The following is a 26,496-nucleotide window of genomic DNA, read 5'->3' as shown; positions in this document are numbered from 1 at the left end:
CCACCCCCACCCCCACCCCCAACCCCCCACCCCCGGCGATCTTGCACTTTCTGCCCGGGCATACGGCGCAAATGCCGCACAAGACGGGCCGAAAGTGCAAGATCGGCGCGGAGGGGGCATCGGCGGGTGGGGTGGGTGGGTGGGTGGGGTGGGGTGCCGCGAGGACGGGGTGGGACGGCGTCGTTTCGGGGGATCGGGTCAGGCGCTGGCGCGTTCGACCAACTGGGTGTCCAGCAGGATGTGCGGGGAGGACAGGTCCTCGCCGCGGATGCGCGACACCAGCAGGCGGGCCATCTGGCGGCCCATCTCCTCGACCGGCTGGAAGACCGTGGTCAGCGGCGGGTCGGCCTGCCGGGCGATCGGGGCGTCGTCGAAGCCGACCACGGCGACGTCCTCGGGCACCCGCCGGCCGGTCTCCCGGAGCGTACGCAGCGCGCCGAACGCCATCAGGTCGGAGGCGACGAAGACCGCGTCCAGGTCGGGGCACACCTCCAACAGCCGGCGCATGGCCGCCGCCCCACTGCCCTCGCTGAAGTCCCCGTACGCGATCAGGTCCGGGTTGACGCCGCCCAGCGCGGCCGTGACGGCCTCCCTGTAGCCGGTGAGCCGGCCCAGGCCGGCACCCATGTCCTGGGGGCCGGCGATGGTGGCGATCCGCCGCCGCCCCCGCGCGGCGAGGTGCTCGACCGCCTGCCGGGCGCCACCGACGTTGTCGACGTCGACGAACCAGGCGGGCTGCGCCCCGGGCTGCAGCATCCGCGCCGGCCGGCCGCCGAGCACGGTCGGCAGGCCCCGCTCCTCCAGCAACGTGGGCAGCGGGTCAGCGTCGTGCAGCGACAGCAGCAGGACGCCGTCGACGTGCTGGTTGGTCAGGTGGTGCTCGACCCGCTCCCGCTCGATCGGGGACTGGACCATGGCGAGCCACAGTTGCAGCGGTGTCTCCAGCAGGCCGGAGCTGACGCCCCGGACGATGCCGGCGAAGAACGGCTCGGTGAAGACCCGGTCGCCGGACTCCGAGACGACCAGCGCCACCGAGTCGGTGCGCTGGGTGACCAGCGCCCGGGCGGCCCGGTTCGGCACGTACCCGAGCTCGGCGATCGCCTGCTGCACCGCGGCCCGGGCCTCCGGGCTCACCTGCGGCGAGCCGTTGACGACGCGGGAGACCGTGCCGCGGCCGACGCCGGCGCGTGCGGCCACCGCGTCGAGGGTCGGGCGCCCGAGCGACCGGGTGCGCTGCGTTGTCATCGTCTGCTCCTCCGACGTCGGGAGGTCCCGGTGCCGCCACGGGTGTGGCACCGGGACCGCCCGGATGGCTGGCCCGAGCCTATTCTGCGGCCAGACCGTTGCGTCGGATCACCTCGGCGTACCACCTGGCGCTGGACTTGGGGATGCGGACCTGGCTGTCGTAGTCGACGTAGATCATGCCGAACCGCTTGGTGTAGCCCCAGGCCCACTCGAAATTATCCATGAGTGACCAGGCGAAGTAGCCGCGCAGCGGGACGCCCGCGCTGATCGCCTCGTGGGCGGCCCGCAGGTGGGCGTCGAAGTACGCGAGCCGGTCGACGTCGTCCACCTGGCCGTCGACCACCGCGTCGACGAACGCCGAGCCGTTCTCGGTGACGTACAGCGGCAGGTCGGTGTACTCCTCGTGTACCCGGCGCAGGGTCTCCACGAGCCCGGGGGCGTCGATCTCCCAGTCCATGTCGGTGACCGGGACGCCCCGCGTGACGAAGCGCACGTCCTCGCTTCCCGGCCAGCAGGACGGCGCCCGCCAGTACGCCTCCGGCGCCGCCCCCTCGACCGGCGCCGCCACCACGTGCCGGCCGTAGTAGTTCACCCCGACCAGGTCCAGCGGGGCGGCGATGGTCTTCAGGTCACCCTCGTGGACGTGCCCGAAGTCGGTGACCGACGCGAGGTCAGCCATCAGGTCCGCCGGGTACGACCCGCGCAGCAGCGGGTCGAGGAAGAACCGGTTGGCCAGCGCGTCGATCCGCCGCGCGGCGTCCGCGTCGGCGGGCGAGTCGGTGGCCGGGGTGACCGGGTACAGGTTGACCGTCACCCCGACCTCGGCGTCCGGCCGGGCGGCCCGCAGCGCCTGCACGGCGAGCCCGTGGCCGAGCATCAGGTGGTGCCCGGCCCGCACGGCGTCGCCCGGGTCGGAGCGTCCCGGCGCGTGCACGCCGGACCCGTAGCCGAGGAACGCCGAGCACCACGGCTCGTTGAGCGTGGTCCAGTAGCGCACCCGGTCGCCGAGCGCGTCCGCGACCAGGGCGGTGTAGTCGGCGAACCGGGCCGCGGTGTCCCGCGCCGGCCAGCCGCCCGCGTCCTCCAGCGGCTGCGGCAGGTCCCAGTGGTAGAGGGTCAGCCACGGCTCGATGCCGTTCGCCAGCAGCGCGTCCACCAGCCGCCGGTAGAAGTCCAGGCCCTCCGGGTTGGCCGGGCCGGTGCCGCCGGGCTGCACCCGCGACCAGGAGACCGAGAACCGGTACGACTTCAGCCCCAGCTCCGCCATCAGCGCGACGTCGGAGTCGAGCCGGTGGTAGTGGTCGCAGGCCACGTCGCCGGTGTGCCCGGCGACCACCCGGCCGGGGGTGTGGCTGAAGGTGTCCCAGATCGACGGCGTCCGGCCACCCTCGGCCGCCGCGCCCTCGATCTGGTACGCCGCGGTGGCGGCGCCCCAGAGGAAGCCGGGCGGGAAGGTCAGCGGGGGACGCTCGGCGAGGACGCCGACAGCGGGTGGACTCGCGGGGTTGCTCACGACTTGACGGCACCTTCCATGATCCCGCCGATGATCTGGCGGCCGAACAGGATGAAGACGACCACCAGCGGAATCGTCCCGACCGCGGTGGCGGCGAAGACCTGCGAGTAGTCGGTGTAGTAGGCGTACGAGAGGAAGGCCAGCGAGACCTGGAGGGTGGGGTTCTCCGGCGGCAGCACCGCGTACGGCCACAGGAACGAGTTCCAGGTCTCCATGAAGGTCAGCAGGCCGAGCACGGCCGCCGCCGGGCGCAGCGCGGGCAGCACGATGTTCCAGTAGATGCGGAACGTGCTCGCCCCGTCGACCCGGCCGGCCTCGATCAGCTCGTCGGAGACCGCCTGGGTGGCGTACTGACGCATCATGAACACCCCGAACGCGCTGACCAGGAAGGGCACGGTCACCGCGTAGAGGGTGCCGTACCAGTTCAGGTCCTGGATCATGCCCCACAGGGGGATGAGCCCGAGCTGGGTGGGGATCATCATGGTCACGATGATCGCCAGCAGCAGAGCGTTGCGTCCACGGAAGCGCAGCTTGGCGAAGGCGAAGCCGGCGAGCGTGCCGGTGATGACCACGCTCAGGGTCACCACCGACGACACGATCACCGAGTTGAGCAGGCCGGTGAGGAAGTTCGCCGCGTCGTTGTCGAGCACCCGGCCGAAGTTGTCGCCGAACGCGCCGCCGGGCGTGAAGGGCGGGGGCACGTCGTTGATCGAGTCCAGGCTGCGGGTGGCGATGACCACCATGTAGTAGAAGGGGTAGATGGACAGCAGGGTCGCGAGGACGAGCGCCACGTAGGTGAGCGGGCTGGTGCGCCACAGGCGCCGGGAGGCAGAGTTCATCGCCGTGCTCCTCACTTCACCGTACGCCTGATGAGCAGGAAGTTGACCAGCGACATCAGCGCGATCATCAGGAACATCGCCCAGGCGACGGCGGCGCCGTAGCCGGCGGTGTTCAGGTTCTCGATGCCCAGCTCGTACATGTACATCGCGAGGGTCTGGAACTCGCGCTGGTCGCCGCCGATGATGTTGCCGTTGGCGAAGACGAGGGGCTCGGTGAAGAGCTGGAGTCCGCCGATGGTGGACAGGATGACCACGAACACGAAGGTCGGCGTCAGCATCGGCAGCGTGATGCGCCAGAACTGCCGCCACTGGCTGGCGCCGTCGAGCGCCGCCGCCTCGTAGAGCTCCCGCGGGATGGCCTGCATGCCGGCGAGGAGGATCAGCGTGTTGTAGCCGGTCCACCGCCAGTTGACCATCGACGCGATCGCGCTCCACGAGCTCCAGCGCTCGGCGTCCCAGTCGATCGGGTCGACGCCGACGAAGCCGAGCAGCCAGTTGAAGACGCCGAAGTCGCGCTGGAAGAGCATGCCGAAGACGATCGCCACCGCGGCGACGGAGACGACGTTCGGCATGAAGATCGCCATGCGGAACAGCGTCCGGGCGCGCAGGAAGGTCCGGTTGAGCAGGTTCGCCAGGAACAGCGCGAGGAGCAGCTGCGGGACCGTCGAGAGCAGGAAGATGCCGAACGTGTTGAACGTGGCGTTCCAGAAGTACTCGTCGGTGACCAGCTTCGCGTAGTTGTCGAGCCCGATGAAGCTGTGGTCGCCGATGAGGTTCCAGTCGTGCAGCGACATCCACGCCGTCCGCAGCATCGGGTAGAGCCCGAAGATGCCGAAGACCAGGAAGAACGGCGCGATGTAGAGGTACGGGGAGTACGTCAGGTCCAGGCGGGTCAACGACGACGAGCGGGACCGGTGCCGCCGGGCTGGCGGAGGTGTTGGCGCGGCGGGTGACGGCGGCGCCGTCGTGGCCGACAGACTCATTCTCAGTCCTTTCCCGCCCGGCGCGCGGGCCGGCGTGCCGGCGGTGGTACGGGGAACGGACGCCGCCGGTGGCGCCCGGGCGGTTGTGCCCGGACGCCACCCACGCGACGTGCTGGGGTCAGAAGGCGCCCTGCGTCTGGGCGTCCTTCACGAACTGCTCCCAGGCCTTGTCCTTGCTGGCCTGCCCGTTCTCGTACGAGCGCAGCGCGGGCTCGAAGGCGTTCTCCTTCACCGCCTGGTGCTTCGGACCGAGGTGCAGCGGCTGGATCTTGGCGACGCTGTCACCGAAGATCTTGCCGGTCGGGGCGTTGTTGAAGTACTCGTTGGTGTAGCTCAGGAAGTCGGGGTTCTTCAGCGCCTCCAGGTTGGTCGGCAGTGGGCCCTTGAGCTTGAACGCCGCGACCTGGCTCTGCGCGTTGGTCAGGTACTCGGCGAGCTTCGCCGCCTCCTTCTGGTACTTGCTCTGCTCCGGGACGGCGAGCCACGAGCCACCCCAGTTGCCGGCGCCACCGGGCACCGGGGCGACGTCCCACTTGCCGTTGTTCTCCGCGCCGGAGTTGTCCGCGACGATGCCGAGCATCCAGGACGGGCAGAAGGTGGCCGCGAAGGTGCCCTGCTTGAAGCCGGCCGACCACTCCGGCGACCAGGTCGCCGTCTCGGCGGTGATGTTCGCGTCCGCCATGGCGATCGCGGTGTCCCAGGCGGTCTTCACGGACGCGCTCTTGTCGGCGACGATCGCGTCCTGCTTGTCGTAGAACAGGTCACCGCCCTGCTGGAACATCACGGCGCTGGCGGCGGTGGTGACCGAGTCGAGCATGCCCTTGTTGGTGGCGGCCCGGTACTTCTTGCCGGTCTCGATGAAGCCGTTCCAGTCCGGCCACAACCCGGCGACCTGGTCGCGCTCGGTCGGCAGGCCGGCGGCCTGGAAGAGGTCCCGGCGGTAGCAGACCGCGAGGCTGCCGACGTCGGTGGGCAGACCGATCAGCCGGCCGTCCGGCGCCTTGCCCAGCTCGTACTTCCAGGGCAGGTAGTCCTTGCTGTGGTCGGCGACCAGCGGAGCGAGGTCGACCCAGTTCGCCGGGTTGGCCTTGAACTCGTTGAGGATGCCTTCCTCGAGGGCGATCACGTCGGCGGCACCCTTGCGGGTGGCGAGCGCGCGGACGATCTTCGGCCGGTACTCGTTGAGCTGGGCGGTCTTGCGCAGCTCGACCTTGATGCCGGTGTCCTTCTCGTACTGCTTGATGATCTCGTCGTAACCGAACTCGCCGAACGTGTCGACGACCAGCTTGTCGGGCTTCTCGCCGGCGGCCGGGGCGTCGTCGTCGTTGCCGCAGGCCGCGAGCCCGCCGACGGCGGTGATCGCGGCAAGGGCGACGGCCGCCAGGCGGGTACGCCGCGTGGTGAGGCTCATCCTGACCCCTCTTCTCAGTGGTGAGGCTGTGTCGGGTGTGGTGGGGGGTGCCGTAGCGCTGACCGGCGCCGACGGGGCGGCGACGGTTTCCCGGGGCGGACGCGGGTGAGCCGGGTCACGCGGTTGGGAACGCTCCCATGAGATTGTCGGCAGGTGTCGGGGGTGTCAATAGACCTATGGGAGCGTTCCCAGATCGTTACCGGCAGGATGTTTGACGGCAGGCGGACTGCGGCGACCTGCGCCGAAGCGCTTCAGTTGGCTCTCCGCGCGGGCGACCGGCGGCATCCGCCGGATGGAGCGGTACGGAACGGAAACGGTTCAGCAGAACCGGCGCAGGAGGGTGCCGACGCGGGTGGCGTCGAAGGCAGCGGGGTCGAACGTGTCCCCCACCCAGTCGCGCATCAGGTGGTGCTCGGTGTGCCCCGGGTCGGCCAGCGCGGCCAGCAGCGCCTGGTAGCCGGCCGGGCCGCCGACGTCCTCCGGAGGGCCGGCCCGCTCGCCGTCGAGACAGGCGGGGTAACGCTCCTCCGGGTCGGCGGTGAAGACGTCCTCGACCAGCAGGTCGTGCTCCCACCAGTCGCCGAAGTCGTAGGTGTAGTGGAACCGGCTGCCCTTGCCGACCACGGCGTCGAGGCGTACGTCCAGCTCGTCGTGCAGGGACAGCTCCCCGTCCGGGTCGGGCTCGCCGTACTGCCGGCCGTCGATCTCGAACGAGTGCAGGTGGCAGTCCCGCCACCCCATCGCGTGCTGCACCACCCGGTGCATCCGGTCGAGGGTGTACCCGCCCGGTACGAGCACCCGGCGCCAGACCGGCGGCCGGACCCCGGCCAGGGAAATCCTCAGCTGGAAGATCTGACGCGGCATGCTGTCCCATCCTCCCTCGGCATAGGCTGCGGGCATGATCTGCCGAGCGTGCCGGGCGAGGCGGCACGACGACTGTCGGGGCCGGAACTGGTGCGACTGCCAGCACCGTACCCCCCGGCCCACCCCTCCGGTCACGGGTCCGGCCAGCGAATGAGCGTCGGAATGCCGATTTCCGCGCTCTGGCCGGAGCCGTCCGCGGACCCGCTGGACGACGCCGCCATCGCCGCCCGCTACGGCCGGACCGACCGCCCACACCTTCGGGTGAACTTCGTGTCCAGCGTCGACGGCGCGGTCACCGTCGACGGCTACTCGGCCGGCCTCTCCGGCGAGCCGGACAAGCGGGTCTTCGGCCTGCTGCGGATGCTCTGCGACGGGCTCGTGGTCGCCGCCGGCACGCTGCGCCACGAGGGGTACCGGGCGGTCCGCCTCGACGAGCGGCGGCGCGCCTGGCGCCGCGAGCACGGCCTCGCCGAGTACCCGACACTCGTCGTCGTCTCCGGCTCCCTCGACCTCGACCCGGGCCAGGCCGCCTTCGCCGACGCGCCGGTCCGCCCGGTCGTGCTCACCCGCGCGGGCGCCACCGCCCCGCCCGGCCTGACCGACGTGGCCGACCTCGTCCCGTGCGGCGACGAGCGGGTGGACCTCGTCGCGGGCCTGGCCGAGCTGCGCCGGCGCGGCCTCGACCAACTGCTCTGCGAGGGCGGGCCGCACCTGTTCGGCGCGCTCACCGCGGCCGACCTGGTCGACGAGGCCTGCCTGACGGTCGCGCCGCTGCTGGCCGGCCCGGGACCGGGGCGGATCACCGCGGGCGAGGCGAGCCCGGTGCGGCACCTGCCGCTGCGCCACGTGCTCGCCGCCGCCGACGGCACGCTCATGCTCCGCTACGCCCGCGCCTGACCCGTACGCCCGGGAAATAGTCGCCTCCCGCGGCGCTGGGACCGCGACTTCAGGGAAACCGCGGCCTCGACCCACCGTGGTCGCGCCGCGACGGTACGGACGCGGCCACGACGAGCCGCGTGGCGTCCGCCGCGTCGCGTGGCGGCCTGTCGTACGTCTCGGGCAGGATGCAGGGCGTGCGTGCCGACCTCCATCCTCAGCCCCGCGGAGTTGCCCGATGACCGACGACGGTTTCGACGGCCCGGGCGAGGAGGTCGGCCGGGTGCTCGGCACCGCCGACGCGACGCCGCTGCAGTTCTGGACGGCGGTCTCCCCCACCAGCTACCTCCAGCTCGACGACGTCGTGGTGACGCGGCGCGAGCTGCCGGACCGGGAGCCGGTGACGATCGCCGGGGTGGTCACCCAGGTGCGGGCCCGGCACGAGGGTGCGCAGTTCGACTCCGACGTCTTCGCCATCGCCGACGGCACGCTGCCCGCGCAGGTGCAGGAGGCCGCCGAGATCACGACCACCCGGGTCGACCCCGAGCTGTACGTGCCGCCGTCGCCCGGCGCGGTCGTGCACCGCGCGGAGGGTGACGCCCGGGCGCGCGCGCTGCACTTCGACCGGATGGAGCGCCGCATCCCGATGGGCATGGGCCGCGACGGGGTGCCGGTCTACCTCAACGCCGACTTCCTCGACGGCACGCGGGGCGCGCACGTCTCCATCTCCGGCATCTCCGGCGTCGCCACCAAGACCAGCTTCGCCACCTTCCTGCTCTACTCGGTCTTCCGCTCCGGTGTGCTCGGCGGGGACGCGGTCAACGCCAAGGCGCTCATCTTCAACGTCAAGGGCGAGGACCTGCTGTTCCTCGACCACCCCAACGCGCGGCTGGACGACCCCACCCGGGCGGCGTACGCGCAACTCGGGCTGACGGCCGGCGCCTTCCCCGACGTGCGCGTGTACGCGCCGCCCCGGGTCGGCGACTCCTCGGGCACGCCGGACGTGAGCAGCCGGCTCAGCGGGGTGGACAGCTTCTACTGGACGCTCACCGAGTTCTGCGCCGACCGCCTCCTGCCGTACGTGTTCGCCGACGCCGACGACGAGCGCCAGCAGTACACGATGGTGGTGCACTCGGTCGCCGCGCACCTGGCCCGGTACGCGCAGCCCGCCGACGGCGGCGTGAGCATCGACGGTGTGCGCCTCGGCACGTACGCCGACCTGGTGGACCACATCGTCGAGCAGCTCAACGACGACGAGACCCGGGGCGACTGGGCCGGCAGCGCGGTCGGCCTCGGCACGGTCAACGCGTTCGCGCGGCGGCTGATCGGCAGCAAGAAGGACCTGTCCCGGCTGATCCGCGGTGACCTCGCCACCCGCCGGCCGCACAGCATCAACACCGCCGAGTCGGCGCAGGTGACCGTCGTCGACCTGCACAACCTGCCGGACCGGGCCCAGCGGTTCGTGGTCGGCGTGACGCTCAAGAGCGAGTTCGAGCGCAAGGAGAAGGCCGGCACGGCCAAGCCGCTGCTGTTCGTCGTGCTCGACGAGCTGAACAAGTACGCCCCGCGCGAGGGGTCCTCCCCGATCAAGGAGGTCCTGCTCGACATCGCCGAGCGTGGGCGCTCGCTCGGCGTGATCCTGGTCGGTGCCCAGCAGACGGCGAGCGAGGTGGAGCGCCGCATCGTCACCAACTCGGCGATCCGCGTGGTCGGCCGGCTCGACCCGGCCGAGGCGTCCCGCCCGGAGTACGGTTTCCTCCCGCCCGCCCAACGGCAGCGGGCCCTGCTCGCGAAGCCGGGCACGATGTTCGTCAACCAGCCCGACATCCCGGTGCCGCTCTGCCTGGAGTTCCCGTTCCCCGCCTGGGCGACGCGGGTCTCCGAGGCCGGTCGGGCGCCCTCGCAGACGCTCCGGTCGATCACGCAGTCGGCCGACCCGTTCGCGGTGGTGGGCTCGGGCGGCGGCTCCGGCGACGACGACATCCCGTTCTGAGGTGGTCCACCCGTGAAGATCCTGCACACCTCCGACTGGCACGTCGGCAAGGTCCTCAAGGGAAGGTCCCGGGCCGAGGAGCACAAGGCCGTCCTCGCCGGGGTGATCGACGTCGCCCGGCGGGAACAGCCGGACCTGGTGATCGTCGCCGGGGACCTGTACGACACCGCCGCGCCCACCCCCGAGGCGACCCGGCTGGTCACCCGCGCGCTGACCGCGCTGCGCCGCACCGGCGCCGACGTCGTCGCGATCGGCGGCAACCACGACAACGGCCCGGCGCTGGACGCGTTGCGCCCGTGGGCGGAGGCGGCCGGGATCAGCCTGCGCGGCGGCGTCCGGGAGAATCCGGACGAGCACGTCATCGACGGGACCACCGCGGGCGGTGAGCGCTGGCGGCTGGCCGCGTTGCCGTTCCTCTCCCAGCGGTACGCCATCCGCGCCGTCGAGATGTACGAGCTGACCGCCGCGGAGGCCACCCAGACGTACGCCGACCACCTCGGCCGGATCCTCGCCCGCCTGACCGAGGGCTTCGCCGAGCCGGACCGGGTGCACCTGGTCACCGCCCACCTGACGGTGGTCGGGGCGGCGACCGGCGGCGGCGAGCGGGACGCGCACACCGTCATGGGCTACGCCGTCCCGGCGACGGTCTTCCCGGGCACGGCACACTACGTGGCGCTCGGCCACCTGCACCGTTCCCAGCGGGTGCAGGGCCCGTGCCCGATCCGCTACAGCGGCAGCCCGCTCGCCGTCGACTTCGGCGAGCAGGAGAACGTCCCGTCGGTGACGGTGGTCGAGGTGACCGCGACGACAGCGGCGCAGATCCGCGAGGTGCCGATCCCGGCGGCCGCCGCCCTGCGGACGGTCCGGGGCACGCTCGCCCAGCTCGCCGAGATCGAGGCGCCGGACGCCTGGCTGCGGGTCTACGTGCGGGAACAGCCCCGCGCCGGCCTGCGGGAGGAGGTGCAGGAACTGCTTCCCCGCGCCCTGGAGATCCGGATCGACCCGGAGCTGGTGCCCGCGCCCGGCAGCGGCACCCGCGTCGCCCAGCGGGCCGGGCGGTCGCCGCGGGACCTGTTCGCCGACTACCTGGACAGCCGCGGCCACGACGACGAGGGCGTCCGGGACCTCTTCGACGAGCTGTTCGAGGAGGTCGAGCACTGATGCGCCCGATGCGACTGGACCTGGCCGGGTTCACCGTCTTCCGCGACGAGACGACGGTCGACTTCACCGACGCCGACTTCTTCGCCCTGGTCGGGCCGACCGGCTCGGGCAAGTCGACGGTGCTGGACGCGATCTGCTTCGCGCTCTACGGCACCGTTCCCCGCTGGGGCGGCACGCGAGGGCTGGCGAACGCGCTCGCCCCGTCGGCGACGGAGGCGCGGGTCCGGCTCGTCTTCGAGTCCGGGGGCGACCGGTACGTGGCGACCCGCGTGGTGCGCCGGGACAGCCGGGGCAACGTCAAGACCGCCGGCGCGGGGCTCCAGCTCATGCCGCCGGGCTTCGACCCGGTGAGGCTGGACACCGGCCTGAGCCCGGACGACCTCGGCGAGGTGCTGGCCGGCACCGCCGCGGAGATGGACGACGCGGTGCAGGCGGCGGTCGGGCTGCCGTACGAGCAGTTCACCAGCTGCGTGGTGCTGCCGCAGGGGCAGTTCGCCGACTTCCTGCACGCGAAGCCGGCGACCCGGCAGCAGATCCTGGTCAACCTGCTCGGCCTCGGCGTCTACGAGCAGGTACGGGAGAAGGCGACCGCCCGGGCCGCCCAGGCAGAGGCGAAGTTCGAGGCGGTCGACCAGGCCCTCGCGGGCCTGGCGGACGTCGACGACGCCTCGCTCGCCGAGGCGTCCGGCCGGGTGGACCGGATGCGGGAGCTGACCGGGGCGGTGACGGAGGCCGTACCCGAGCGGGAGGCGGCCCGTGCCGCGGCGCGGGAGGCGGGCGCGGCGCTGGCCGCCCTCGACGCCGACCTGGCCGTGCTCGACGCCGTGCGCGCACCGGACGGGATGGCCGAGCTCGCCCGGGCGGTGGCCGCCGCGCGGTCCGGCGCCGACGAGGCGGCCCAGGTCGTGGCGCTGGCCGAGGAGCGGGAGGAGAAGCTCCGCGGTGAGCTGGCGGCCGCCGGTGACGAGAGCGCGCTGCGCCTGCTGCTGAAGGCGTACGCGGACCGGGACAAGCTGGCCGGCGAGGCGGACGCGGTCCGGGCGGCGGTGGCGGCGGCGCACGACGAGCACGAGGTGGCCATCGCCGCGCTGGCGACGGCACGGGCGGCGGCCGAGCGGGCCGAGACCGAGCTGGAGGCGGCCTTCCGGGCGCACGAGGAGGCGAAGGCGGCCGACCAGGCGGTGGCCCTGCGCGCGCACCTGCGTGACGGTGCCGCGTGCCCGGTCTGCGAGCAGACGGTGGCCCGGGTTCCGGCGGTGCCGCCGGGCTCGGCGGTGGCGGCGGCGGTCGCGGCGGGCAAGGCGGCCCGCGCCGCCAGCGAGGCGGCCAAGGCCGTCGTGACGGAGCGGGACGGCGCGGCCCGCGACCTGGAGCGGGTGCTGGTGGCGGCGCGGACCCGGCAGGAGCAGCTTGACGGGCGGCTGGCCGAGTTGGACGCCCAGCTCGCCGGCGCGGCCGAGCCGGCAACCCTCCGTCGTGAGCTGGAGGAGCACGCGCGGCTGCGCCGGGCGCTGGAGGAGTCGGCGGCGGCCGTGCGCGCCGGCCGGGACGCCGCCCGGCGGGCACGGGCCGCGGTGGACGCGGCCGAGGATCGCCTGCGGACGGCGTGGCGGGCGTTCGACGCGACGCGCGACGGGCTCGCCCGCTTCGGCCCGCCAGCCGCGGACCGGGAGGACCTGGCGGCCGCCTGGGCCGCCCTCACCGGCTGGGCCGGCGACGAGGCGGGGCGCCGCCGGGGCGAGCGGGCCGGCCGTGCGGCGGCGGTGGTCGAGGCCGAGGGACGGGTGGCGGCGGTGGAGGAGCGCGTCGCCGGTCTGCTCGCCGCCGCGGGGGTGCCGGTCGCCGACGACCCGGTCCGGGCCGCCGCGGTCGCCCTGGAGCGTGCCGAGGCGGAGCTGCGGGAACTGACCCGCCGGCGGGAGCAGGCGGGCGAGCTGCGCGAGCAGCGGGCCGGGTACGAGCGGGAGGCTCAGGTGGCCCGCGCGCTCGCCGGGCACCTGCGGGCCAACAACTTCGAGCGGTGGCTGCTCGCCGAGGCGCTCGACCTGCTGGTCGACGGTGCCTCCCGGATCCTGCGGGAACTCTCCGGCGACCAGTACGACCTGGTGCACGACAAGGGCGAGTTCTTCGTGGTCGACCACCACGACGCCGGGCTGCGGCGCGGGGTGCGCACGCTCTCCGGCGGGGAGACGTTCCAGGCTTCGCTGGCGCTGGCGCTGGCCCTGTCCGAGCAGCTCGCCGGGATGTCCACCACGGCGGCGAGCCTGGAGTCGATCGTGTTGGACGAGGGGTTCGGCACGCTCGACGCCGCCACTCTCGACACGGTCGCCGCCACGCTGGAGAACCTCGCCGCCCGGGGTGACCGGATGGTGGGCGTGGTCACCCACGTGCCGGCGCTCGCGGAACGCATCCCGGTCCGGTTCGAGGTCCGCAAGGACGCCCGGTCGGCCCGCGTCGAGCGGACCGGCCGGTGAGCGCGGTCGGTGCCGCGATGCGGGGGCGTCCCGCGTGAGCCGGTTCTTCGTCGACGCCTGGGATCCGGCGTACGGGGCGTCGTTCGAGGCCGCCGGTGCCGGCCCGGCCGCGCCGAGCAGCGCCCAGGTCGAGGCGGACCACGAGCTGCCCGCCGTGGACTGGCGGGCGATCGGCCCGCGAAGCGGGATCCGCGCGCCGGACGTGGTGCTCCTGGTCGACGGGGTGCGCCGGATCGACGCCAGCCTGTGGACGGCCGAGGACGACGGCGGGTCGTACCCGGGTCTGGCCGCCTCGTACGCGGCCGGGGTGGTCCGCTGCGACCTGGAGCGCGGCGCGGCGCAGCTCGCCGGCGCGAAGGTCGGGCGGGGCCTGTTCACGGCCAGCCCGTCCGCCGAGGACGTGCGGGCCGGCAGCGTCCACTACCCGGTGCACCGGGTGAGCGGCACCGGCGAGCTGGGCAAGCTGCCGGCCGCCGTGCAGGGGCCGTTGACCGCGCTGGAGGTGGAGGTCTCCGGCGCGGCCCGCATCGACGGGGACCTGCTGGTGGTGGACGGCCCGCTGCGCAACCGGCGGCAGCTGCCCCGCACTCTCGGCTACGTGAAGACCCAGCACAGCCAGTACCTGGACGCACGGCTGACGGCCGTGGTCACGGGGCTGGCGGCCGGCGAGCGGTCCCCGGTGTTCCGGCTGGGCACCGCCTGGGGCGGCTGGTCGTGGTACCTGCGGCTGCCGGTGGCCCACGGCGCCCCGTGGGCGGGCATCGTGCGGGTGGAGTGCTCCGCCGACCTCGACGTCGCCGAGGCGGTCGCGCTGGCCGACCTGTCCGTGGTCACCCTCCCCCGCTTCGCGTCCACTCCGTACAAGGACCCGCGCGCCCCGCAGAACCTGGTCCCGATCGCCGGCCTGGAGAAGCAGCTGCGCCGGCTGCTCGGCGACGTCCGGCTGCTGCACCGGGCGCTCGCCGCCGCCGCCCGCGCGGCGTCGCCCCGGCCGCCCGCCGCATCCGGGTTGCCGGCGTCCCGTCCGGCCGCCGCGCCCCCCGGCCGGCCAGCCGCCGCTCCCGAGCCGCCGGCGGCCGGCGAGCGCGGCTGATGGGCCGGAAGCGGGCCACCGACCGCATCGTCGCGGACGTCGACACCGGTCGGGCCGAGCTGGTGCCCGACCCGGCCCGGGCCGGCTCGTGGACGCTGCTGCTCGACGGCGCGCCGCAGTCCCACGTGGACCTCGCCGACCCCACCCACCTGGAGTTCGAGTACGTGCGGCGGCTCGCCGCCGCGATCGACCTGCTCGCCCCGGCCGGCGCGCCGCTGCGCGTGCTGCACCTGGGCGGCGGCGCGCTGACGCTGCCCCGCTACGTGTCGACCACCCGACCCGGCTCGGCCCAGCGGGTGGTCGAGGTGGACGGCGCCCTGGTGGACCTGGTCCGCCGGGAGCTGCCCTGGCCCTCCGATCCCCGGCTCCGGGTCCGGGTCGCCGATGCCCGGGCCGTGCTCGCCGGCACCCGCGACTCCAGCGTCGACGTGGTGGTCGCGGACGTGTTCGCCAGCGCCCGCACCCCGGCCCACCTGACGTCGGTGGAGTACGCGGCCGAGGTGGCCCGGGTGCTCCGGCCGGCCGGCTGGTACCTGGCCAACGTCGCCGACGGCCCGCCGCTGCGGCACGCCCGCCGCCAGGTGGCCACGGTCCGGTCGGTGCTGCCCCGCCTCGCGCTGATCGGGGACGCGGCCGTGCTGCGCGGCCGCCGCTACGGCAACCTCGTGCTGCTCGCCGGCCGTGCCGACCCGCCGCTGGCGGAGCTGACTCGGCGGGCCGCCGGGGACTGGTTCCCCGGCCGGGTGGTGGACGGCGAGGATCTGGACCGCTTCGCCGGCGGCGCTTCGGTGGTCCACGACGCCGACGCCACCGACTCGACGCCACCGCCGCCGGGAATTTTCTCGATCCGCCGTTGATCCGTCCGGCCGCCCGGTGCGTACCAACGGACGGCCAGCCCGTGGGGGGACGGCCGCAGTCATCTCCCGGAGGTCTGCATGCATGCGGTGGCGGCCGGCTGGCACGGTGACAGGGTGCGTACGGGCTGGATGTCCGCACGTTCCCAGTCCCGGCCCAGTGCCTCTGCACGCGGGGTCGACGCACGACAGGTCCCTCGCCAGAATGGGCCGGTGACGCCCCGACCCGCTCCCGGACGCCACCAGGCGGCGCCGTCCGCCGAGGCGAGCCACTCGGACCATCTGGTCCGGCTGCTCTACGCCGAGCACGCCGGGCCGTTGCTGGCCTTCGTCATGCGGCTGACCGGTGGGGACCGGCAGCGGGCGGAGGACATCGTCCAGGAGACACTGCTGCGGGCGTGGCGCAACGCGCACCGGCTCGGCGCGCAGGGGCAGGGCTCGCTGCGGCCCTGGCTGGTCACCGTGGCGCGCCGCATCGCCATCGACGAGCACCGCAGCGAGCAGGCCCGGCCGGCCGAGACGTACGACCGGGATCTGACCGCGTTCGCCGAGGCGGACAGCACCGACCGGGTGCTGCGCACGATGACGGTGGCGGACGCGCTGCGTACGCTGAGCCAGTCGCACCGGGAGATCCTGGTCGCGACCTACTTCCGGGGCCGGACGGTCCCGGAGGCCGCCGAGGAGCTGGGCCTTCCGCTCGGCACGGCGAAGTCACGGGTCTACTACGCGCTGCGCGCCCTGCGCACGGCTCTGCAGGAGAGGGGGGTGACGGAATGAGCCGGGCGGACCACATGGACGTCGCCGCGTACGCGCTCGGCGTGCTGGACGAGCACGACACCGAGCGGTTCGAGGAGCATCTCGCCACCTGCTGGGCCTGCGCCGCCGAGTTGGAGACGATGGTGCCGGTGGTCGGGCTGCTCTCCGGCATCGACGGCGAGACGATGACCGCCCTGGAGCAGACGCAGACGGATCCGGCGCTGCTGGACCGGACGCTTGTCGCGGTCCGGGCGCACCGGCGGAGGACGCGGTTCCGGCAGGTGCTCGCCACGGCCGCCGCCGTCGTGGTCTTCGGCGGTCTGACCGGGGTCGGCTTCGCCAACATCGTGGAGGACAGCGCTCCCCCTAACGTGGTCGCGGAGCCCACCAGCGGCCCGACCGGCCCGGCCGTACCGCGGTCCACCGGCCCGGACGGCCCCGGTGTCGGTGGCGACAAGGGTCTGCCCGAGGGCAAGCAGCACGACGAGGTGGACGCCACGACCGGCGTGGAGGCGACGTTCTTCGTCGCGAGGAAGGACTTCGGCACAAACGTCAATTTCATCCTGGCGAAGCTGCCCGGACCCCGCACCTGTCGGCTGGTGGTGGTCCGCGACAACAACACCAGTGAGGTTCTCTCCACCTGGTCCGTCCCGGGTGGCGGATACGGCACCAACACGAACGCCACCAAGTTGACCCTGAGTGCCGCGACCGCCACCCCGACCGGTCAGATCAAGCACTTCCAGGTGCAGTCGGTGGACGTCAACGGGGTGGCGAGCCCGCTGGTCACGATCCCGATCGACTGACGGGCACCGAAAAGGATCGGCGCCGGCCGCATTGGCCGGTGCCGATCAGGCGTTCCCTTGACGGAATTGTTTCTCGCGTCCACACACGAAGACCGTCCCCGATCGGTTCAATGATTCACGAGTGAAATTGGCCACTGTTCCACATTCAACCTTGACAGGGCGCCACCCGTATCTCCCGGTGAACTGCCAAGAATGAGGAGGGCACGTGGCACAGATGAAGCGGACCGTCATCGTCGCGAGTGCGATGGTCGCACTTACGGCCTGCGCTCCCGCGGGCTACGACGGGGCGAACTCCAGCGCCGCCGAGCCGGTCGCCGTCGCCGCGGCCGAGCCCACCGCGGCTGTCGAACCCGAGGCGACCGCGACCGCGTCCGCGGCACCGCCGGCGGACGACGTCGCCCCCCAGCAGCCGCCCGCCAACGTCGATCTCACCGAGACGCTCATCGCCAAGAAGGTCGCCCGGATGGGCAGCGTCGTCACCGACCAGGACGGGTGGATCCTCTACCGCTTCGACAAGGACACCAACGACCCGGCGGCCTCGAACTGCGTCGACAAGTGCGCGGAGGTGTGGCCCCCGGCGTTGACCGACGGCGAGCCGCAGCTCAACAACGTCGCCGACGACCTGGTCGGCACGATCACCCGGCAGGACGGCACCCGGCAGATCACGCTGGACGGCTGGCCGCTCTACCGCTACATCGGCGACAAGAAGCCCGGCCAGTGGAAGGGCCAGGGCGTCGGCGGGACCTGGTTCGTGGTCGCCCCGGACGGCAAGAAGAACCTGACCTGCCTGCCGACCGGTACGCCGAAGCCCGTCGCGCCGCCGTCGGACGCGGAGAAGGACGGGGACTCGGACTACTCGTACTGATCCATCCGGACCCGGTGGCCGGTCGGAGGAGGGAGGGCCGGCCGGCCACCGCGCCAGATCCGGACGCGCGGCGTACCGGCAACGCCCACGCGTCCGACCGCGGCGCCGGCCCGTTCCCCGGGCCGGCGCCGCACTACGACGGTCCCCCGGCCGTCACGCAGCCCCCGGCGCGGACGTGGGCGGCGGGTCGCCCACGCCGGCAGGTGGCCCGCCGTGGTCCCCCTAACCCGCACCCACGGCCGGATTCCGGCCGGTCCGCCCGGTGAGGACGACACCGTCGGCGCCCAGGCGCCGGCGGTGTCGTCCGTCCGGGGCTCCACGCGTGGCAGCATGTCCGGGTGACCGGGACCGAACCCTCCGCCCGCCGGGTGCTGCGCCCGCCCGCCGGGTACCGGCTGGCCGCGTCGGTCCGGTCGCTCACCTTCAGCCCGTACGACCCCTGCGCGCGCGTCACCGCCGGGACCTTCTGGTGGGCCACCCGCACCCCCGCCGGGCCGGCGACCCTCGCCCTGCGGCCCGTGGCCGGCGACCTGGTCGCCGAGGGGTACGGCCCCGGCGCCGACTGGGTCGTCGAGCGGGCCGACGCGGTCGCCGGGCTCCGGGACGACCTGAGCGGGTTCGCCGAGCTGGCCGCCGCGCACCCGGTCGTGGCCGAGCTGGCGGCCCGTCACCGGGGGCTGCGGATGCCCACCACCGGCCAGGTGTTCCCCCGGCTGCTGCGGGCCATCTTCGAACAGAAGGTCACCGGCAAGGAGGCCTACCGGGCGTACGCCGCCACCGTCCGCCATTTCCGGGCGACGGCTCCGGGGCCGGTGCCGTTGCTACTCCCACCGGAGCCGGCAGCGGTGGCCGCCACCCCGTACTGGGTCTTCCACCCCTTCGGGGTCGAGCAGCGGCGCGCGGACACGCTTCGCCGAGCCGCCGCGGTCGCCGACCGGCTGGAACGCTGCGCGGACTCCGCCGAGGCCACGCGCCGGCTCACCGCCGTCGCCGGGATCGGCCCGTGGACCGCCGCCGAGGTCGTCCGCGTCGCGTACGGCGACCCGGACGCGGTCAGCGTCGGCGACTACCACGTGCCGAACACGGTGGCCTGGGCACTGGCCGGCGAGCCACGCGGAGACGACGCCCGCATGCTGGCCCTGCTGGAGCCGTTCCGGGGGCACCGGGGTCGCGTCTGCGTCCTGCTGGAGGCCGCCGGCATCCAGGCGCCGAAGTTCGGCCCCCGCGCACCGATCCGCTCCTTCGCCCGGTTCTAGGAGCTGGGTCGAAGTCCCTGGCCGGCCTGCGGCGGGCCCGGGCGACGACCGGCGGACTCCGACCAGACCCTAGGGCTGGCAGAGGCGGCGCAGCGTCCGGCCCAGCCACCAGGCGTACGCGTGCTGCACGCCCCGCGCCGCCGGGCCGGCGGCGCGCACGAACCAGCGGTCCGGGACGCTGAACGCCACCACCTCGAACCAGACGTGGCCGGCGGCATCCCGGCTGACCAGGAACGCCTCCTCGCCACGCTCCGGGTGGCCCGGTCGGGTGCCGTACCCGAAGCCGGCCCGCTCCGGGCCGTCCTCGGTCCAGACGACCGCACAGGGGCCCCAGATCCGCAGCGGGCCGACGCCCAGACCGGGAGTGACGGCGACACCTGGTGCGGCGCGCGGGGCGTGCGTACGCATCCGCACCCCGGCCGTGCGGTGCAGCCGCCAGGTGAGGATCGCCTCGGCGGCGCCGGCGAAGGCGCCGTCCGGGAGGCGGAACCGGTGCCGCAGGTGGTGGTAACCGGCGGGCAGCGGACCGTCACGGGTCGCACCCACCTCGGCGTAGGTCAGGTCCGGCACAGGATCACAGTGCCACGGCACACTCACCCCCGGTACGCGGGGCACCGCGGACCCGGCGGGCTGTGGTTGGCTGGGCCCGTGACCGCACCTCCGTTGATCGCCCCAGCGAGCCCCGCCGACGCCGGGGAGATCCTGACCGTGCAGCGCGCCGCATACCTCACCGAGGCACAGCGCTACGCCGACCCGTTCCTGCCGCCGCTCACCGAGACGCTGGACGAGGTGCGCGCGGTGCTGACCGGGCCGCAGACCGTCCTCACCGCCCGGCTCGGCAGCCGGCTGGTCGGGTCCGTCCGCATCCGCGTCGAGGGCGACGTCGCGCACGTGGGTCGGCTGTCGGTCGCGCCGGACCAGCAGGGCCGGGGCATCGGCGGGCGGCTGCTGCGGGCGGTCGAGGCGGTGGTGGCGGCGCGGGTCTGCCGCTTCGCCCTGTTCACCGGCGCCGACAGCGCGGACAACCTCCGGCTCTACCAGCGGCACGGTTACCGGGTCGTGGGGCACGATTCGGATCCGAAGGGCGTCCGGCTGGCCCTGCTGGAGAAGCCGGCGCCCCTCCGCTGCTGACCAGGCGTCCGGCGGTCTCCACGGTCCGGCGGTCTCGCGGGAGACGGTCTCGCCGTCAGGCGGCCTCGCGCAGGTCGGCCAGTTCCAGCGGGGTGCACCGGCGCAGCAGCTCGGCCAACTCGTCGACGCTGCCGACCTCGCCGAGCACGTTCTTGCCCCCGCCGTAGCGCTCCGGGTAGCGGTGCACCAGCCGGTACCGGTATCGGCCGCGGATCAGCTCGACGCTCACCCGCCACCGCCCGCAGCACCCACAGACCCACTCCGGCACCCCGCGAAAGTAGCTCTGACCTGCGGATTCCCGATTGCCTCGGCGATGACGAAGGGGGACGCCGAGGGCCAGGCCACCCGCCCACCGGCGGTGATCCTCCTCACGGTCGTCGGTGCCGTCTGGTTGACTGGTCGCCGTGAAGCTGCCGATCACCCCGCCGGTCGAGCCGATGCTCGCCAAGAGCGTCCCGCGGGTCCCCACCGCGCCCGGGATGACGTACGAGCCGAAGTGGGACGGCTTCCGGTGCATCGTGTTCCGCGACGGCGACGAGGTCGAGCTGGCCAGCCGGGGCGGCAAGCTGATGACGCGCTACTTCCCCGAGGTGGTCGAGCAGGCGCGCCGGCAGCTGCCCGAGCGCTGCGCGGTCGACGGCGAGCTGATCGTGATCCGGCGCGACGGGCCGGGCGGTCAGCCGCGGCTCGACTTCGAGCTGCTGGCCCAGCGCATCCACCCGGCCGCGTCCCGGGTGAAACTGCTGGCCGAGACCACACCCGCCGACTTCGTCGCGTTCGACCTGCTCGCCCTGGACGACGAGACCTTCCTCGACCAGCCCTACCCGGAGCGCCGGGCCCGGCTCGAAGCGGCGCTGGCCGGGGTCCGGCCGCCGGTGCACGTCACCCAGATCACCACCGACCCGCAGACGGCGCACCGCTGGTTCGACCTCTTCGAGGGCGCCGGGCTCGACGGTCTGATCGCGAAGCCGGCCGACCTGCCGTACGAGCCGGGCAAGCGGCTGATGTTCAAGGTCAAGCACGCGCGCACCGCCGACGTCGTGGTGGCGGGCTTCCGCTGGCACAAGTCCGGCCCGGTGGTCGGGTCGCTCCTGCTCGGCCTCTACGACGACGAGGGCCTGCTGCACCACATCGGCGTGAGCGCGTCGTTCACCATGGCCCGGCGCGAGGAGCTGCTGACGGAGCTCGAGCCCTATCGGGACGCCGGCGCCGACCACCCGTGGGTGCACGGCGACCACGAGCGGGGGCAGCGCATCCCGGGCGGGGTCAGCCGCTGGACGGGCGGGAAGAACCTGGAGTGGGAGCCGCTGCGACCCGAGCTCGTCGTCGAGGTGGGCTACGACGCGATGGAGGGCGACCGGTTCCGCCACACCGCCCGCTTCGTCCGGTGGCGGCCGGACCGCGACCCCCGCTCGTGCCGCTACGACCAGCTCGACCGTCCGGTCCGCTTCGATGTGGACCAGGTGCTGCGGGGAGATCCGGCGAGCGTCGGCCCCGCGTCCGGGCCGGCCTAGGGGCAGGACAGCCCCGAGCCCGGCCACGATCCGATCACGAAAGGCACGCTCGTGGTTCGCACTCCCGCCCGCCGGCCCGGAGACCGTCGGGGAACCTCGCCCGTTTCCCGATGGGCCCGAGCCCTGGCCGGCCTGCTCGCGGCCACCCTGGTCGCCGCCGGCTGCACGGTGCCGGCGTTCGCCCCGCGCACGGAGGTCGAGGGCGAGGCGGCGGCCCCGGGCGCGGCACCGACCTGGCGGGCCTGCCCGGAGGTGGCCGAGGAACTGGTCGGCCGGACGGCGCCGGGCATGCGGTACGAGTGCGCCCGCATCGGGGTGCCGCGCAACTGGGGCGGGGGCACCGGCGTCACCTCCGGCCCGGGCGCCGGGGAGACGTTCGAGATCGCGCTGCTGCGGGCCCGCTCGACCAAACAACGGGACCGGATCGGCTCGCTGCTGATCAACCCGGGCGGTCCCGGCGGCTCGGGCGTCGACACCGCCGTCTACCTGTCCTTCGGGGCGGCGCTGGGCGGGCTGCCCGCCTCGATCACCGACCGCTTCGACATCGTCGGCTTCGACCCGCGCGGCGTCGCCCGGTCCAGCCCGGTGGAGTGCATCTCCGACAAGGACCTCGACGCGAGCTTCGGCTACGACCCCGATCCGGAGAGCCAGGCGGCGTTCGACGGCTTCGTCACGCTCAACCAGCGCATCGGGCGCGGCTGCGGAAAGCGGTACGGCGACCAGTTGCCGCTGTACGGCACCGAGCAGGCCGCCCGGGACATGGACGCGATCCGGGCGGCGGTGGGCGACGAGAAGCTGACCTACCTCGGCTACTCGTACGGCACGCTGCTCGGCGCCACGTACGCCCAGCTCCACCCCCAGCGGGTGCGGGCACTGGTGCTCGACGGGGCGGTCGACCCGCGAATGGGCCTGATCGCCTCGTCGGAGAGCCAGGCCAAGGGCTTCGAGCGGGCGTTCGACAACTTCTCGCGGTGGTGCGCGGCCAACGCCGGCCGCTGCCCGATCGCGCCCGACGCCCGGGCGGCCGTCACGTCGGCCATCGACAAGGCGCGGGTCTCCCCCGTCCAGGGCGACGGCGGCCGGGAGGCGACTCCGGGGTGGATCTTCTACGCCGTGGTCTCCTCGCTCTACACCGAGGCGGGCTGGCAGGAGCTGGCGCGGGCGATCGACGAGCTGGAGGGCGGCGACCCTACCGACGTGTTCCGCCTCGCCGACGCGTACGCGGGCCGGGAGCCCGACGGCACGTACTCGAACCTGTTCGACGCCAATCTCGCGGTGAACTGCGCCGACGAGGAGGAGAAGCCGAGCCGGGAGCAGATCCGGCAGCTCCAGACGCGGTGGCGGCAGACGTACCCGCTGTTCGGGCCGGCGCTCGCCGTCGGCATGCTCACCTGCACGGAGTGGCCCGGCGGCCGCGACCCGTACCCGACCGGTCGGGCGGAGGGCGCGCCGCCGATCCTGGTCGTCGGTACGACCGGGGACCCGGCGACCCCGTACGAGCAGACCCCGGCGCTCGCCGGGATGCTGGGCGTGGGCCGCGTGCTGACCTGGGAGGGCGAGGGTCACACCGCCTACCCGCAGACGTCCTGTATCACCGCGGCGGTCGACGCTTACCTGATCTCGTTGACCGTTCCCAGGGAGGGGCTTCGCTGCCCGGCCCGCTGACCGGCTGATCCGGCGGCAGCTCGGGCAGCTCGATGCCCTGCCGTGCGGCCAGCTCCTCCAGCAGCGCCCGCATCCGGCGGATGTCCGCCTTGAGCTGCTCCTGCTCGTCGTGCTCGAACGCGTCGTCGTCCACGATGAGCCGGCTGGCGAAGTGGGCGGTGATCAGGGGGATGACCAGCAGCACCATGGTGGAGATGAGCAGCGCGGCGAGAGTCCGCCCCGCCCAGGAGGTCGGTGAGATGTCGCCGTAGCCAACGGTGGAGGCGGTCACCACCGCCCACCACACCGCATCGGCGGGGCTACGGTTCTCCACCTCGCCGTAGATGACACCGGCGATCACGATCATCAGCAGGTACGACGCGATCAACGTCCGGGGCGAGTTCGCGAACCAGACCAGCCCCCGGTAGATCCACCGGAACGGCAGCAGGAGGACGTCCATGGGGCACCATGCTGCCCGCTGCCCGCAACCACCGCTCACACATCCGCCGGTGTCCCTGTGTCAGGCTCAGCGGCATGATCTTCCGTGAAGCCGTCCGAGCCGACCTGCCCGCCGTCATCGCCCTGCTCGCCGACGACGTGCTCGGCCGGACACGGGACCACAGCGAGGTCGACGAGCGGTACGAGCGGGCCTTCGCCGACATCACCGCCGACCCGCGCAACCAGCTCATCGTCGCCGAGGCCGGCGGCGAGCTGCTCGGCTGCATGCAGCTCACGTACATCCCGGGGCTGGGCCGGCACGGCACCGAGCGGCAGCTCATCGAGGCGGTCCGCGTCCGCTCCGACCAGCGCGGGCGCGGGCTGGGCCGGCAGATGATGACGTGGGCGATCGACCAGGCGCGGGCCCGAGGCTGCGGGCTGGTCCAGCTCACCACCGACAAGTCCCGCCACGACGCGCACCGCTTCTACCTGGGCCTCGGCTTCGTGGCCAGCCACGAGGGCATGAAGCTGGCCCTCTGAAGCGGGCCGAGACGAGTTCGGCGCCGCGAGGCGCCCGGCGCGCCGGGCCGCGCGCCGCGACACCGCCCCGCACGAGCGCCCGGGACACGACCTTGTTCGCGGGATACGGCACCGCCGGCCGGGGACGTCAGGTTGTCGGCGCCGGCCTCCCGTCCCGGGACTCGGGCCAGCGCAGCCCGGCACCGTCGGCGGCGGCCCGGGTCCGCTCGACGAACCGGTGCACACTGCCGTCCAGCTCGGCCAGCTCGGCCGGCCCGAGCAGCAGCACCGGCCCGCCGTCGGTCACGGCGAGCACGCAGGGCGTGCGGCCCTCGCTCGCGGCGTGGACGTCGGCGTTGCGCTCGTTGAGGTGCACCAGGTGCACCGGAACGCCCAGGGTGGGGACGAGGTCGCGCCACTCCCGCTTCGGCCCAAACCCCCGGTGGGTGATGTCGCAGAGGGCGCACTCCGTGGTGCCCCGGAGCTTGCCGATGAGGTACGCCAGCTCACCACGGAGGCCGCCGTCGGCGTGGTAGACGCCGACCAGCCGTCGGATCACACCGGTCGAGGGGGTCATGCCGCCCATTCTGCCGGTCAGCGCGGCGAATCAACGTCTCGTCCGAGCCGACGCCGAGCACCTGGTAGCGGGCCACCCACCAGGTGTCCCGGGAAGCCCCATGGTGGGGCTCAGTCGCCGGAGAAGCCGGTGAAGTGGATCTGCGCGGGGCGGCCGTCGATCTGGCTTACGACGTATACGCCCTGCCAGCGTTCGCGTATCGACGATGGGTTGAAGTCCTTCATCCACTCGACGACCTGAGCCGGCGTGGGCGTTCGGGTTCCGAAGAACTCAAGCGTCTGCTCATCGTTCAACGGAGTGACGGTGAACGGAGCCGTTCCACTCGCGGCTCCGTTGACCATATCGATGATCGAGTGCGTGCCTGACTCCGGTTGCGCCGCGAACAGTGTGTCCGGGTCGACCGCTTCCGGCCGCCGCTGGGCGGCACGCCAGCCGGCGAGCAGGTGCTCGTTGATCCCGTTGTCGTCGTGGGTGGGGTCCAGTCTGGCGCGAAACTCGTCCTCAGCCAGGGCGTACAGCGGGTTGGGCTCCTCGCGGTAGTACGCGCCCTCGGCGTATACGTCCTGACGTGCTGTTCAAGCGCGGTGGCCACGTCCGGCCGGTAGGTAACGCTGTACGACCATCGCGAAGCGCCCACGATTTCCCCGCTCGATGTCGATTGGCCGAGCGCCGACCCTAGTCCACCGGCACCCGGTACACCACCTCATAGTGCGGGCCCAGGACGATATCGGCAGTTTCCACCGCCAGTGGCCCGGCGTAGTACGTCCGCTCGATGACGAGAACGTGCGATCCGCGCGCCGTCAGCTCCAGCCCCTCGATCTCCTCTGGGCTGGCCGGTCTGGTGGTGACCCTCTCCTCGAAAGCGTCGATGCGAACGCCGATCGTGTCCATACGGGCCACCACGCCCACCGCCGCGCCCTCCTCGGGCCATTCAACCGGGGTCCCTCCAGTGATGGCGAGCGGTTCGTGGGACTCCGACAGTTGGATGGGATGACCGTCGGAGCGAAACCGGTAGCGGGTGCGCATCACCGGATCTCCGGGGTCGATCCCGAGTCTGGCCGCCACGGCAGGAGTAGCGGTGGTGTGTTCGCTGCTGTGCTCCCAGTCAGGCCGCTGGCCGGCGGCGGTGGCGTCGCGGGCGAAGGGTGAGGTAGGACCGGTGGCGGTGCGCAGGTCCCGGCCGTGGGCCCGCCGGGTGAGTCGACGGACCTGGCGTACGTAGTTGCCCGATCCGCGTCGACCCTCGATCAGTCCTTCGCCTTGCAGGATCGACAGGGCCGCTTTGACGACGGTCGTGGACACGCCGAACTGTTGCCGTAGCTGAGCCTCGGTGGGCAGCTTGTCGCCGGGACGGAGCGTCCCGTCACTGATCATGCCGCGCAGGGTTGTGGCGATGCGCAGATAAGCAGGGGCTGTGGGCATGGAGGAAGTGCCCTCCTTTCCGGTCTGCGCGCTCAGTCGACCACATCCGATTTAGTGCGCCAAATCTTGGCCGATCCATTGCCTAGAGCAAGTTAGTGCACTAACTTGCGGGATAGCTCCGTCACCGGCTGCTTCCGGTCTGCAACCAGCTAGCCGGTGATCCTCACCCCGAGCATGGGAGGCTCCCGTGGGCATACACACACCGCTCCTGCCGAACGTCTGGCCCAACAGCGACGATCTCGGCAGGCCAGGCCGTGACAGTGCC

The 26,496-nt window shown here is 73.2% G+C and carries 25 protein-coding genes and 1 pseudogene; 14 read left to right on the top strand and 12 right to left on the bottom strand.

The window, feature by feature from the left end; all coding sequences use genetic code 11:
- Window positions 1–198: 198 nt before the first annotated feature.
- The 6 genes from HCJ94_RS15280 to HCJ94_RS15255 all read right to left on the bottom strand — a co-directional run bounded on the left by HCJ94_RS15280 (window position 199) and on the right by HCJ94_RS15255 (window position 6,855).
- Window positions 199–1,245, bottom strand: coding sequence for a LacI family DNA-binding transcriptional regulator (locus tag HCJ94_RS15280; RefSeq protein ID WP_168001692.1), 1,047 nt, complete (start codon window positions 1,243–1,245; stop codon window positions 199–201).
- A 79-nt stretch (window positions 1,246–1,324) separates the two neighbouring features.
- Window positions 1,325–2,758 (bottom strand): GH1 family beta-glucosidase, encoded by a 1,434-nt coding sequence (locus HCJ94_RS15275; RefSeq protein ID WP_168001691.1) that lies wholly within the window; start codon window positions 2,756–2,758, stop codon window positions 1,325–1,327.
- Window positions 2,755–3,597, bottom strand: coding sequence for a carbohydrate ABC transporter permease (locus HCJ94_RS15270; protein WP_168001690.1), 843 nt, complete (start codon window positions 3,595–3,597; stop codon window positions 2,755–2,757). Before HCJ94_RS15270 ends, HCJ94_RS15275 begins: the two co-directional genes overlap by 4 nt.
- An 11-nt stretch (window positions 3,598–3,608) precedes the next feature.
- On the bottom strand, window positions 3,609–4,580 hold the full coding sequence (locus tag HCJ94_RS15265; RefSeq protein WP_168001689.1) for a carbohydrate ABC transporter permease: 972 nt from the start codon (window positions 4,578–4,580) through the stop codon (window positions 3,609–3,611).
- Window positions 4,581–4,698: 118 nt separating this feature from the next.
- On the bottom strand, window positions 4,699–5,991 hold the full coding sequence (locus tag HCJ94_RS15260; protein ID WP_168001688.1) for an ABC transporter substrate-binding protein: 1,293 nt from the start codon (window positions 5,989–5,991) through the stop codon (window positions 4,699–4,701).
- A gap of 318 nt (window positions 5,992–6,309) precedes the next feature.
- Window positions 6,310–6,855: a plasmid pRiA4b ORF-3 family protein gene (locus HCJ94_RS15255; protein ID WP_168001687.1), complete on the bottom strand. Its 546-nt coding sequence runs from the start codon at window positions 6,853–6,855 to the stop codon at window positions 6,310–6,312.
- A 150-nt stretch (window positions 6,856–7,005) separates the two neighbouring features.
- On the opposite strand from HCJ94_RS15255, the gene HCJ94_RS15250 reads away from it, so the two are divergent.
- The 10 genes and pseudogenes from HCJ94_RS15250 (at window position 7,006) to HCJ94_RS15205 (ending at window position 18,986) form a co-directional block, all read left to right on the top strand.
- Entirely contained in the window at window positions 7,006–7,752 is a 747-nt protein-coding gene (locus HCJ94_RS15250; RefSeq protein WP_168001686.1) for a pyrimidine reductase family protein, read from the top strand.
- A gap of 217 nt (window positions 7,753–7,969) precedes the next feature.
- A complete protein-coding gene (locus HCJ94_RS15245) occupies window positions 7,970–9,724 on the top strand; it encodes an ATP-binding protein (protein WP_168001685.1) in 1,755 nt (584 codons plus the stop codon).
- A gap of 12 nt (window positions 9,725–9,736) precedes the next feature.
- Complete coding sequence (locus tag HCJ94_RS15240) at window positions 9,737–10,885, top strand: exonuclease SbcCD subunit D (RefSeq protein ID WP_168001684.1); 1,149 nt, start codon at window positions 9,737–9,739, stop codon at window positions 10,883–10,885.
- Complete coding sequence (locus HCJ94_RS15235; RefSeq protein WP_168001683.1) at window positions 10,885–13,359, top strand: AAA family ATPase; 2,475 nt, start codon at window positions 10,885–10,887, stop codon at window positions 13,357–13,359. Before HCJ94_RS15240 ends, HCJ94_RS15235 begins: the two co-directional genes overlap by 1 nt.
- A gap of 34 nt (window positions 13,360–13,393) precedes the next feature.
- Window positions 13,394–14,368: pseudogene (locus HCJ94_RS15230) on the top strand (hypothetical protein); the annotation flags it as partial.
- 83 nt (window positions 14,369–14,451) lie between these two features.
- On the top strand, window positions 14,452–15,309 hold the full coding sequence (locus tag HCJ94_RS15225) for a spermidine synthase (RefSeq protein ID WP_168001682.1): 858 nt from the start codon (window positions 14,452–14,454) through the stop codon (window positions 15,307–15,309).
- Window positions 15,310–15,387: 78 nt separating this feature from the next.
- Window positions 15,388–16,083 carry a sigma-70 family RNA polymerase sigma factor gene (locus HCJ94_RS15220; protein WP_168001681.1) on the top strand — a complete coding sequence of 232 codons (696 nt, stop codon included), beginning with the start codon at window positions 15,388–15,390 and terminating at the stop codon, window positions 16,081–16,083.
- The gene (locus HCJ94_RS15215) at window positions 16,080–16,865 is read left to right on the top strand and encodes an anti-sigma factor family protein (protein WP_168001680.1); all 786 of its coding nucleotides are present in this window, start codon (window positions 16,080–16,082) and stop codon (window positions 16,863–16,865) included. The genes HCJ94_RS15220 and HCJ94_RS15215 overlap by 4 nt, the downstream gene beginning before the upstream one ends.
- Window positions 16,866–17,070: 205 nt before the next feature.
- Window positions 17,071–17,730: a COG4315 family predicted lipoprotein gene (locus tag HCJ94_RS15210; RefSeq protein WP_168001679.1), complete on the top strand. Its 660-nt coding sequence runs from the start codon at window positions 17,071–17,073 to the stop codon at window positions 17,728–17,730.
- 338 nt (window positions 17,731–18,068) lie between these two features.
- Complete coding sequence (locus HCJ94_RS15205) at window positions 18,069–18,986, top strand: DNA-3-methyladenine glycosylase family protein (RefSeq protein ID WP_168001678.1); 918 nt, start codon at window positions 18,069–18,071, stop codon at window positions 18,984–18,986.
- 69 nt (window positions 18,987–19,055) lie between these two features.
- Here the strand turns inward: HCJ94_RS15205 and HCJ94_RS15200 are convergent, their stop codons facing one another.
- A complete protein-coding gene (locus tag HCJ94_RS15200; RefSeq protein ID WP_168001677.1) occupies window positions 19,056–19,556 on the bottom strand; it encodes a DUF1990 domain-containing protein in 501 nt (166 codons plus the stop codon).
- 78 nt (window positions 19,557–19,634) lie between these two features.
- On the opposite strand from HCJ94_RS15200, the gene HCJ94_RS15195 reads away from it, so the two are divergent.
- Window positions 19,635–20,117, top strand: coding sequence for a GNAT family N-acetyltransferase (locus tag HCJ94_RS15195; RefSeq protein ID WP_168001676.1), 483 nt, complete (start codon window positions 19,635–19,637; stop codon window positions 20,115–20,117).
- A 55-nt stretch (window positions 20,118–20,172) separates the two neighbouring features.
- On the opposite strand, the gene HCJ94_RS15190 is transcribed toward HCJ94_RS15195, so the two are convergent.
- The gene (locus HCJ94_RS15190) at window positions 20,173–20,385 is read right to left on the bottom strand and encodes a hypothetical protein (RefSeq protein WP_168001675.1); all 213 of its coding nucleotides are present in this window, start codon (window positions 20,383–20,385) and stop codon (window positions 20,173–20,175) included.
- 136 nt (window positions 20,386–20,521) lie between these two features.
- Between HCJ94_RS15190 and HCJ94_RS15185 the strand changes: the two genes are divergently transcribed.
- On the top strand, window positions 20,522–21,631 hold the full coding sequence (locus HCJ94_RS15185; protein ID WP_168001674.1) for an ATP-dependent DNA ligase: 1,110 nt from the start codon (window positions 20,522–20,524) through the stop codon (window positions 21,629–21,631).
- A gap of 51 nt (window positions 21,632–21,682) precedes the next feature.
- Window positions 21,683–23,296, top strand: a complete 1,614-nt coding sequence (locus HCJ94_RS15180) for an alpha/beta hydrolase (protein WP_168001673.1) — start codon at window positions 21,683–21,685, stop codon at window positions 23,294–23,296.
- On the opposite strand, the gene HCJ94_RS15175 is transcribed toward HCJ94_RS15180, so the two are convergent.
- A complete protein-coding gene (locus HCJ94_RS15175) occupies window positions 23,223–23,735 on the bottom strand; it encodes a potassium channel family protein (protein ID WP_168001672.1) in 513 nt (170 codons plus the stop codon). The two genes, HCJ94_RS15180 and HCJ94_RS15175, sit on opposite strands and share 74 nt — an antisense overlap.
- Window positions 23,736–23,809: 74 nt before the next feature.
- Here HCJ94_RS15175 and HCJ94_RS15170 point away from each other — a divergent pair, with 74 nt between their 5' ends.
- A complete protein-coding gene (locus tag HCJ94_RS15170) occupies window positions 23,810–24,253 on the top strand; it encodes a GNAT family N-acetyltransferase (RefSeq protein WP_168001671.1) in 444 nt (147 codons plus the stop codon).
- A 127-nt stretch (window positions 24,254–24,380) separates the two neighbouring features.
- Here HCJ94_RS15170 and HCJ94_RS15165 read toward each other — a convergent pair whose 3' ends face one another.
- From HCJ94_RS15165 to HCJ94_RS15155, 3 genes are all read right to left on the bottom strand, one after another.
- Window positions 24,381–24,809, bottom strand: a complete 429-nt coding sequence (locus HCJ94_RS15165) for a hypothetical protein (RefSeq protein ID WP_168001670.1) — start codon at window positions 24,807–24,809, stop codon at window positions 24,381–24,383.
- A gap of 110 nt (window positions 24,810–24,919) precedes the next feature.
- Window positions 24,920–25,102 (bottom strand): hypothetical protein, encoded by a 183-nt coding sequence (locus HCJ94_RS15160; RefSeq protein ID WP_168001669.1) that lies wholly within the window; start codon window positions 25,100–25,102, stop codon window positions 24,920–24,922.
- 382 nt (window positions 25,103–25,484) lie between these two features.
- On the bottom strand, window positions 25,485–26,231 hold the full coding sequence (locus tag HCJ94_RS15155; RefSeq protein WP_168001668.1) for a GntR family transcriptional regulator: 747 nt from the start codon (window positions 26,229–26,231) through the stop codon (window positions 25,485–25,487).
- Between the last annotated feature and the right edge of the window lie 265 nt (window positions 26,232–26,496).

The organism is Micromonospora thermarum, assembly GCF_012034245.1.
GTDB lineage: Bacteria > Actinomycetota > Actinomycetes > Mycobacteriales > Micromonosporaceae > Micromonospora > Micromonospora thermarum.
Note: the sequence above shows the minus strand (reverse complement) of the source record. Positions and strands in the feature narration are given on the sequence as shown.

Bases quoted from the DNA above. Each gene is read 5' to 3' on its own strand.
- HCJ94_RS15280 (WP_168001692.1), bottom strand. From the start codon at position 1,245: ATGACAACGCAGCGCACCCGGTCGCTCGGGCGCCCGACCCTCGACGCG.
- HCJ94_RS15270 (WP_168001690.1), bottom strand. From the start codon at position 3,597: ATGAACTCTGCCTCCCGGCGCCTGTGGCGCACCAGCCCGCTCACCTAC.
- HCJ94_RS15265 (WP_168001689.1), bottom strand. From the start codon at position 4,580: ATGAGTCTGTCGGCCACGACGGCGCCGCCGTCACCCGCCGCGCCAACA.
- HCJ94_RS15260 (WP_168001688.1), bottom strand. From the start codon at position 5,991: ATGAGCCTCACCACGCGGCGTACCCGCCTGGCGGCCGTCGCCCTTGCC.
- HCJ94_RS15255 (WP_168001687.1), bottom strand. From the start codon at position 6,855: ATGCCGCGTCAGATCTTCCAGCTGAGGATTTCCCTGGCCGGGGTCCGG.
- HCJ94_RS15250 (WP_168001686.1), top strand. From the start codon at position 7,006: ATGAGCGTCGGAATGCCGATTTCCGCGCTCTGGCCGGAGCCGTCCGCG.
- HCJ94_RS15245 (WP_168001685.1), top strand. From the start codon at position 7,970: ATGACCGACGACGGTTTCGACGGCCCGGGCGAGGAGGTCGGCCGGGTG.
- HCJ94_RS15235 (WP_168001683.1), top strand. From the start codon at position 10,885: ATGCGCCCGATGCGACTGGACCTGGCCGGGTTCACCGTCTTCCGCGAC.
- HCJ94_RS15225 (WP_168001682.1), top strand. From the start codon at position 14,452: ATGGGCCGGAAGCGGGCCACCGACCGCATCGTCGCGGACGTCGACACC.
- HCJ94_RS15220 (WP_168001681.1), top strand. From the start codon at position 15,388: ATGCATGCGGTGGCGGCCGGCTGGCACGGTGACAGGGTGCGTACGGGC.
- HCJ94_RS15215 (WP_168001680.1), top strand. From the start codon at position 16,080: ATGAGCCGGGCGGACCACATGGACGTCGCCGCGTACGCGCTCGGCGTG.
- HCJ94_RS15175 (WP_168001672.1), bottom strand. From the start codon at position 23,735: ATGGACGTCCTCCTGCTGCCGTTCCGGTGGATCTACCGGGGGCTGGTC.
- HCJ94_RS15170 (WP_168001671.1), top strand. From the start codon at position 23,810: ATGATCTTCCGTGAAGCCGTCCGAGCCGACCTGCCCGCCGTCATCGCC.
- HCJ94_RS15165 (WP_168001670.1), bottom strand. From the start codon at position 24,809: ATGACCCCCTCGACCGGTGTGATCCGACGGCTGGTCGGCGTCTACCAC.
- HCJ94_RS15155 (WP_168001668.1), bottom strand. From the start codon at position 26,231: ATGCCCACAGCCCCTGCTTATCTGCGCATCGCCACAACCCTGCGCGGC.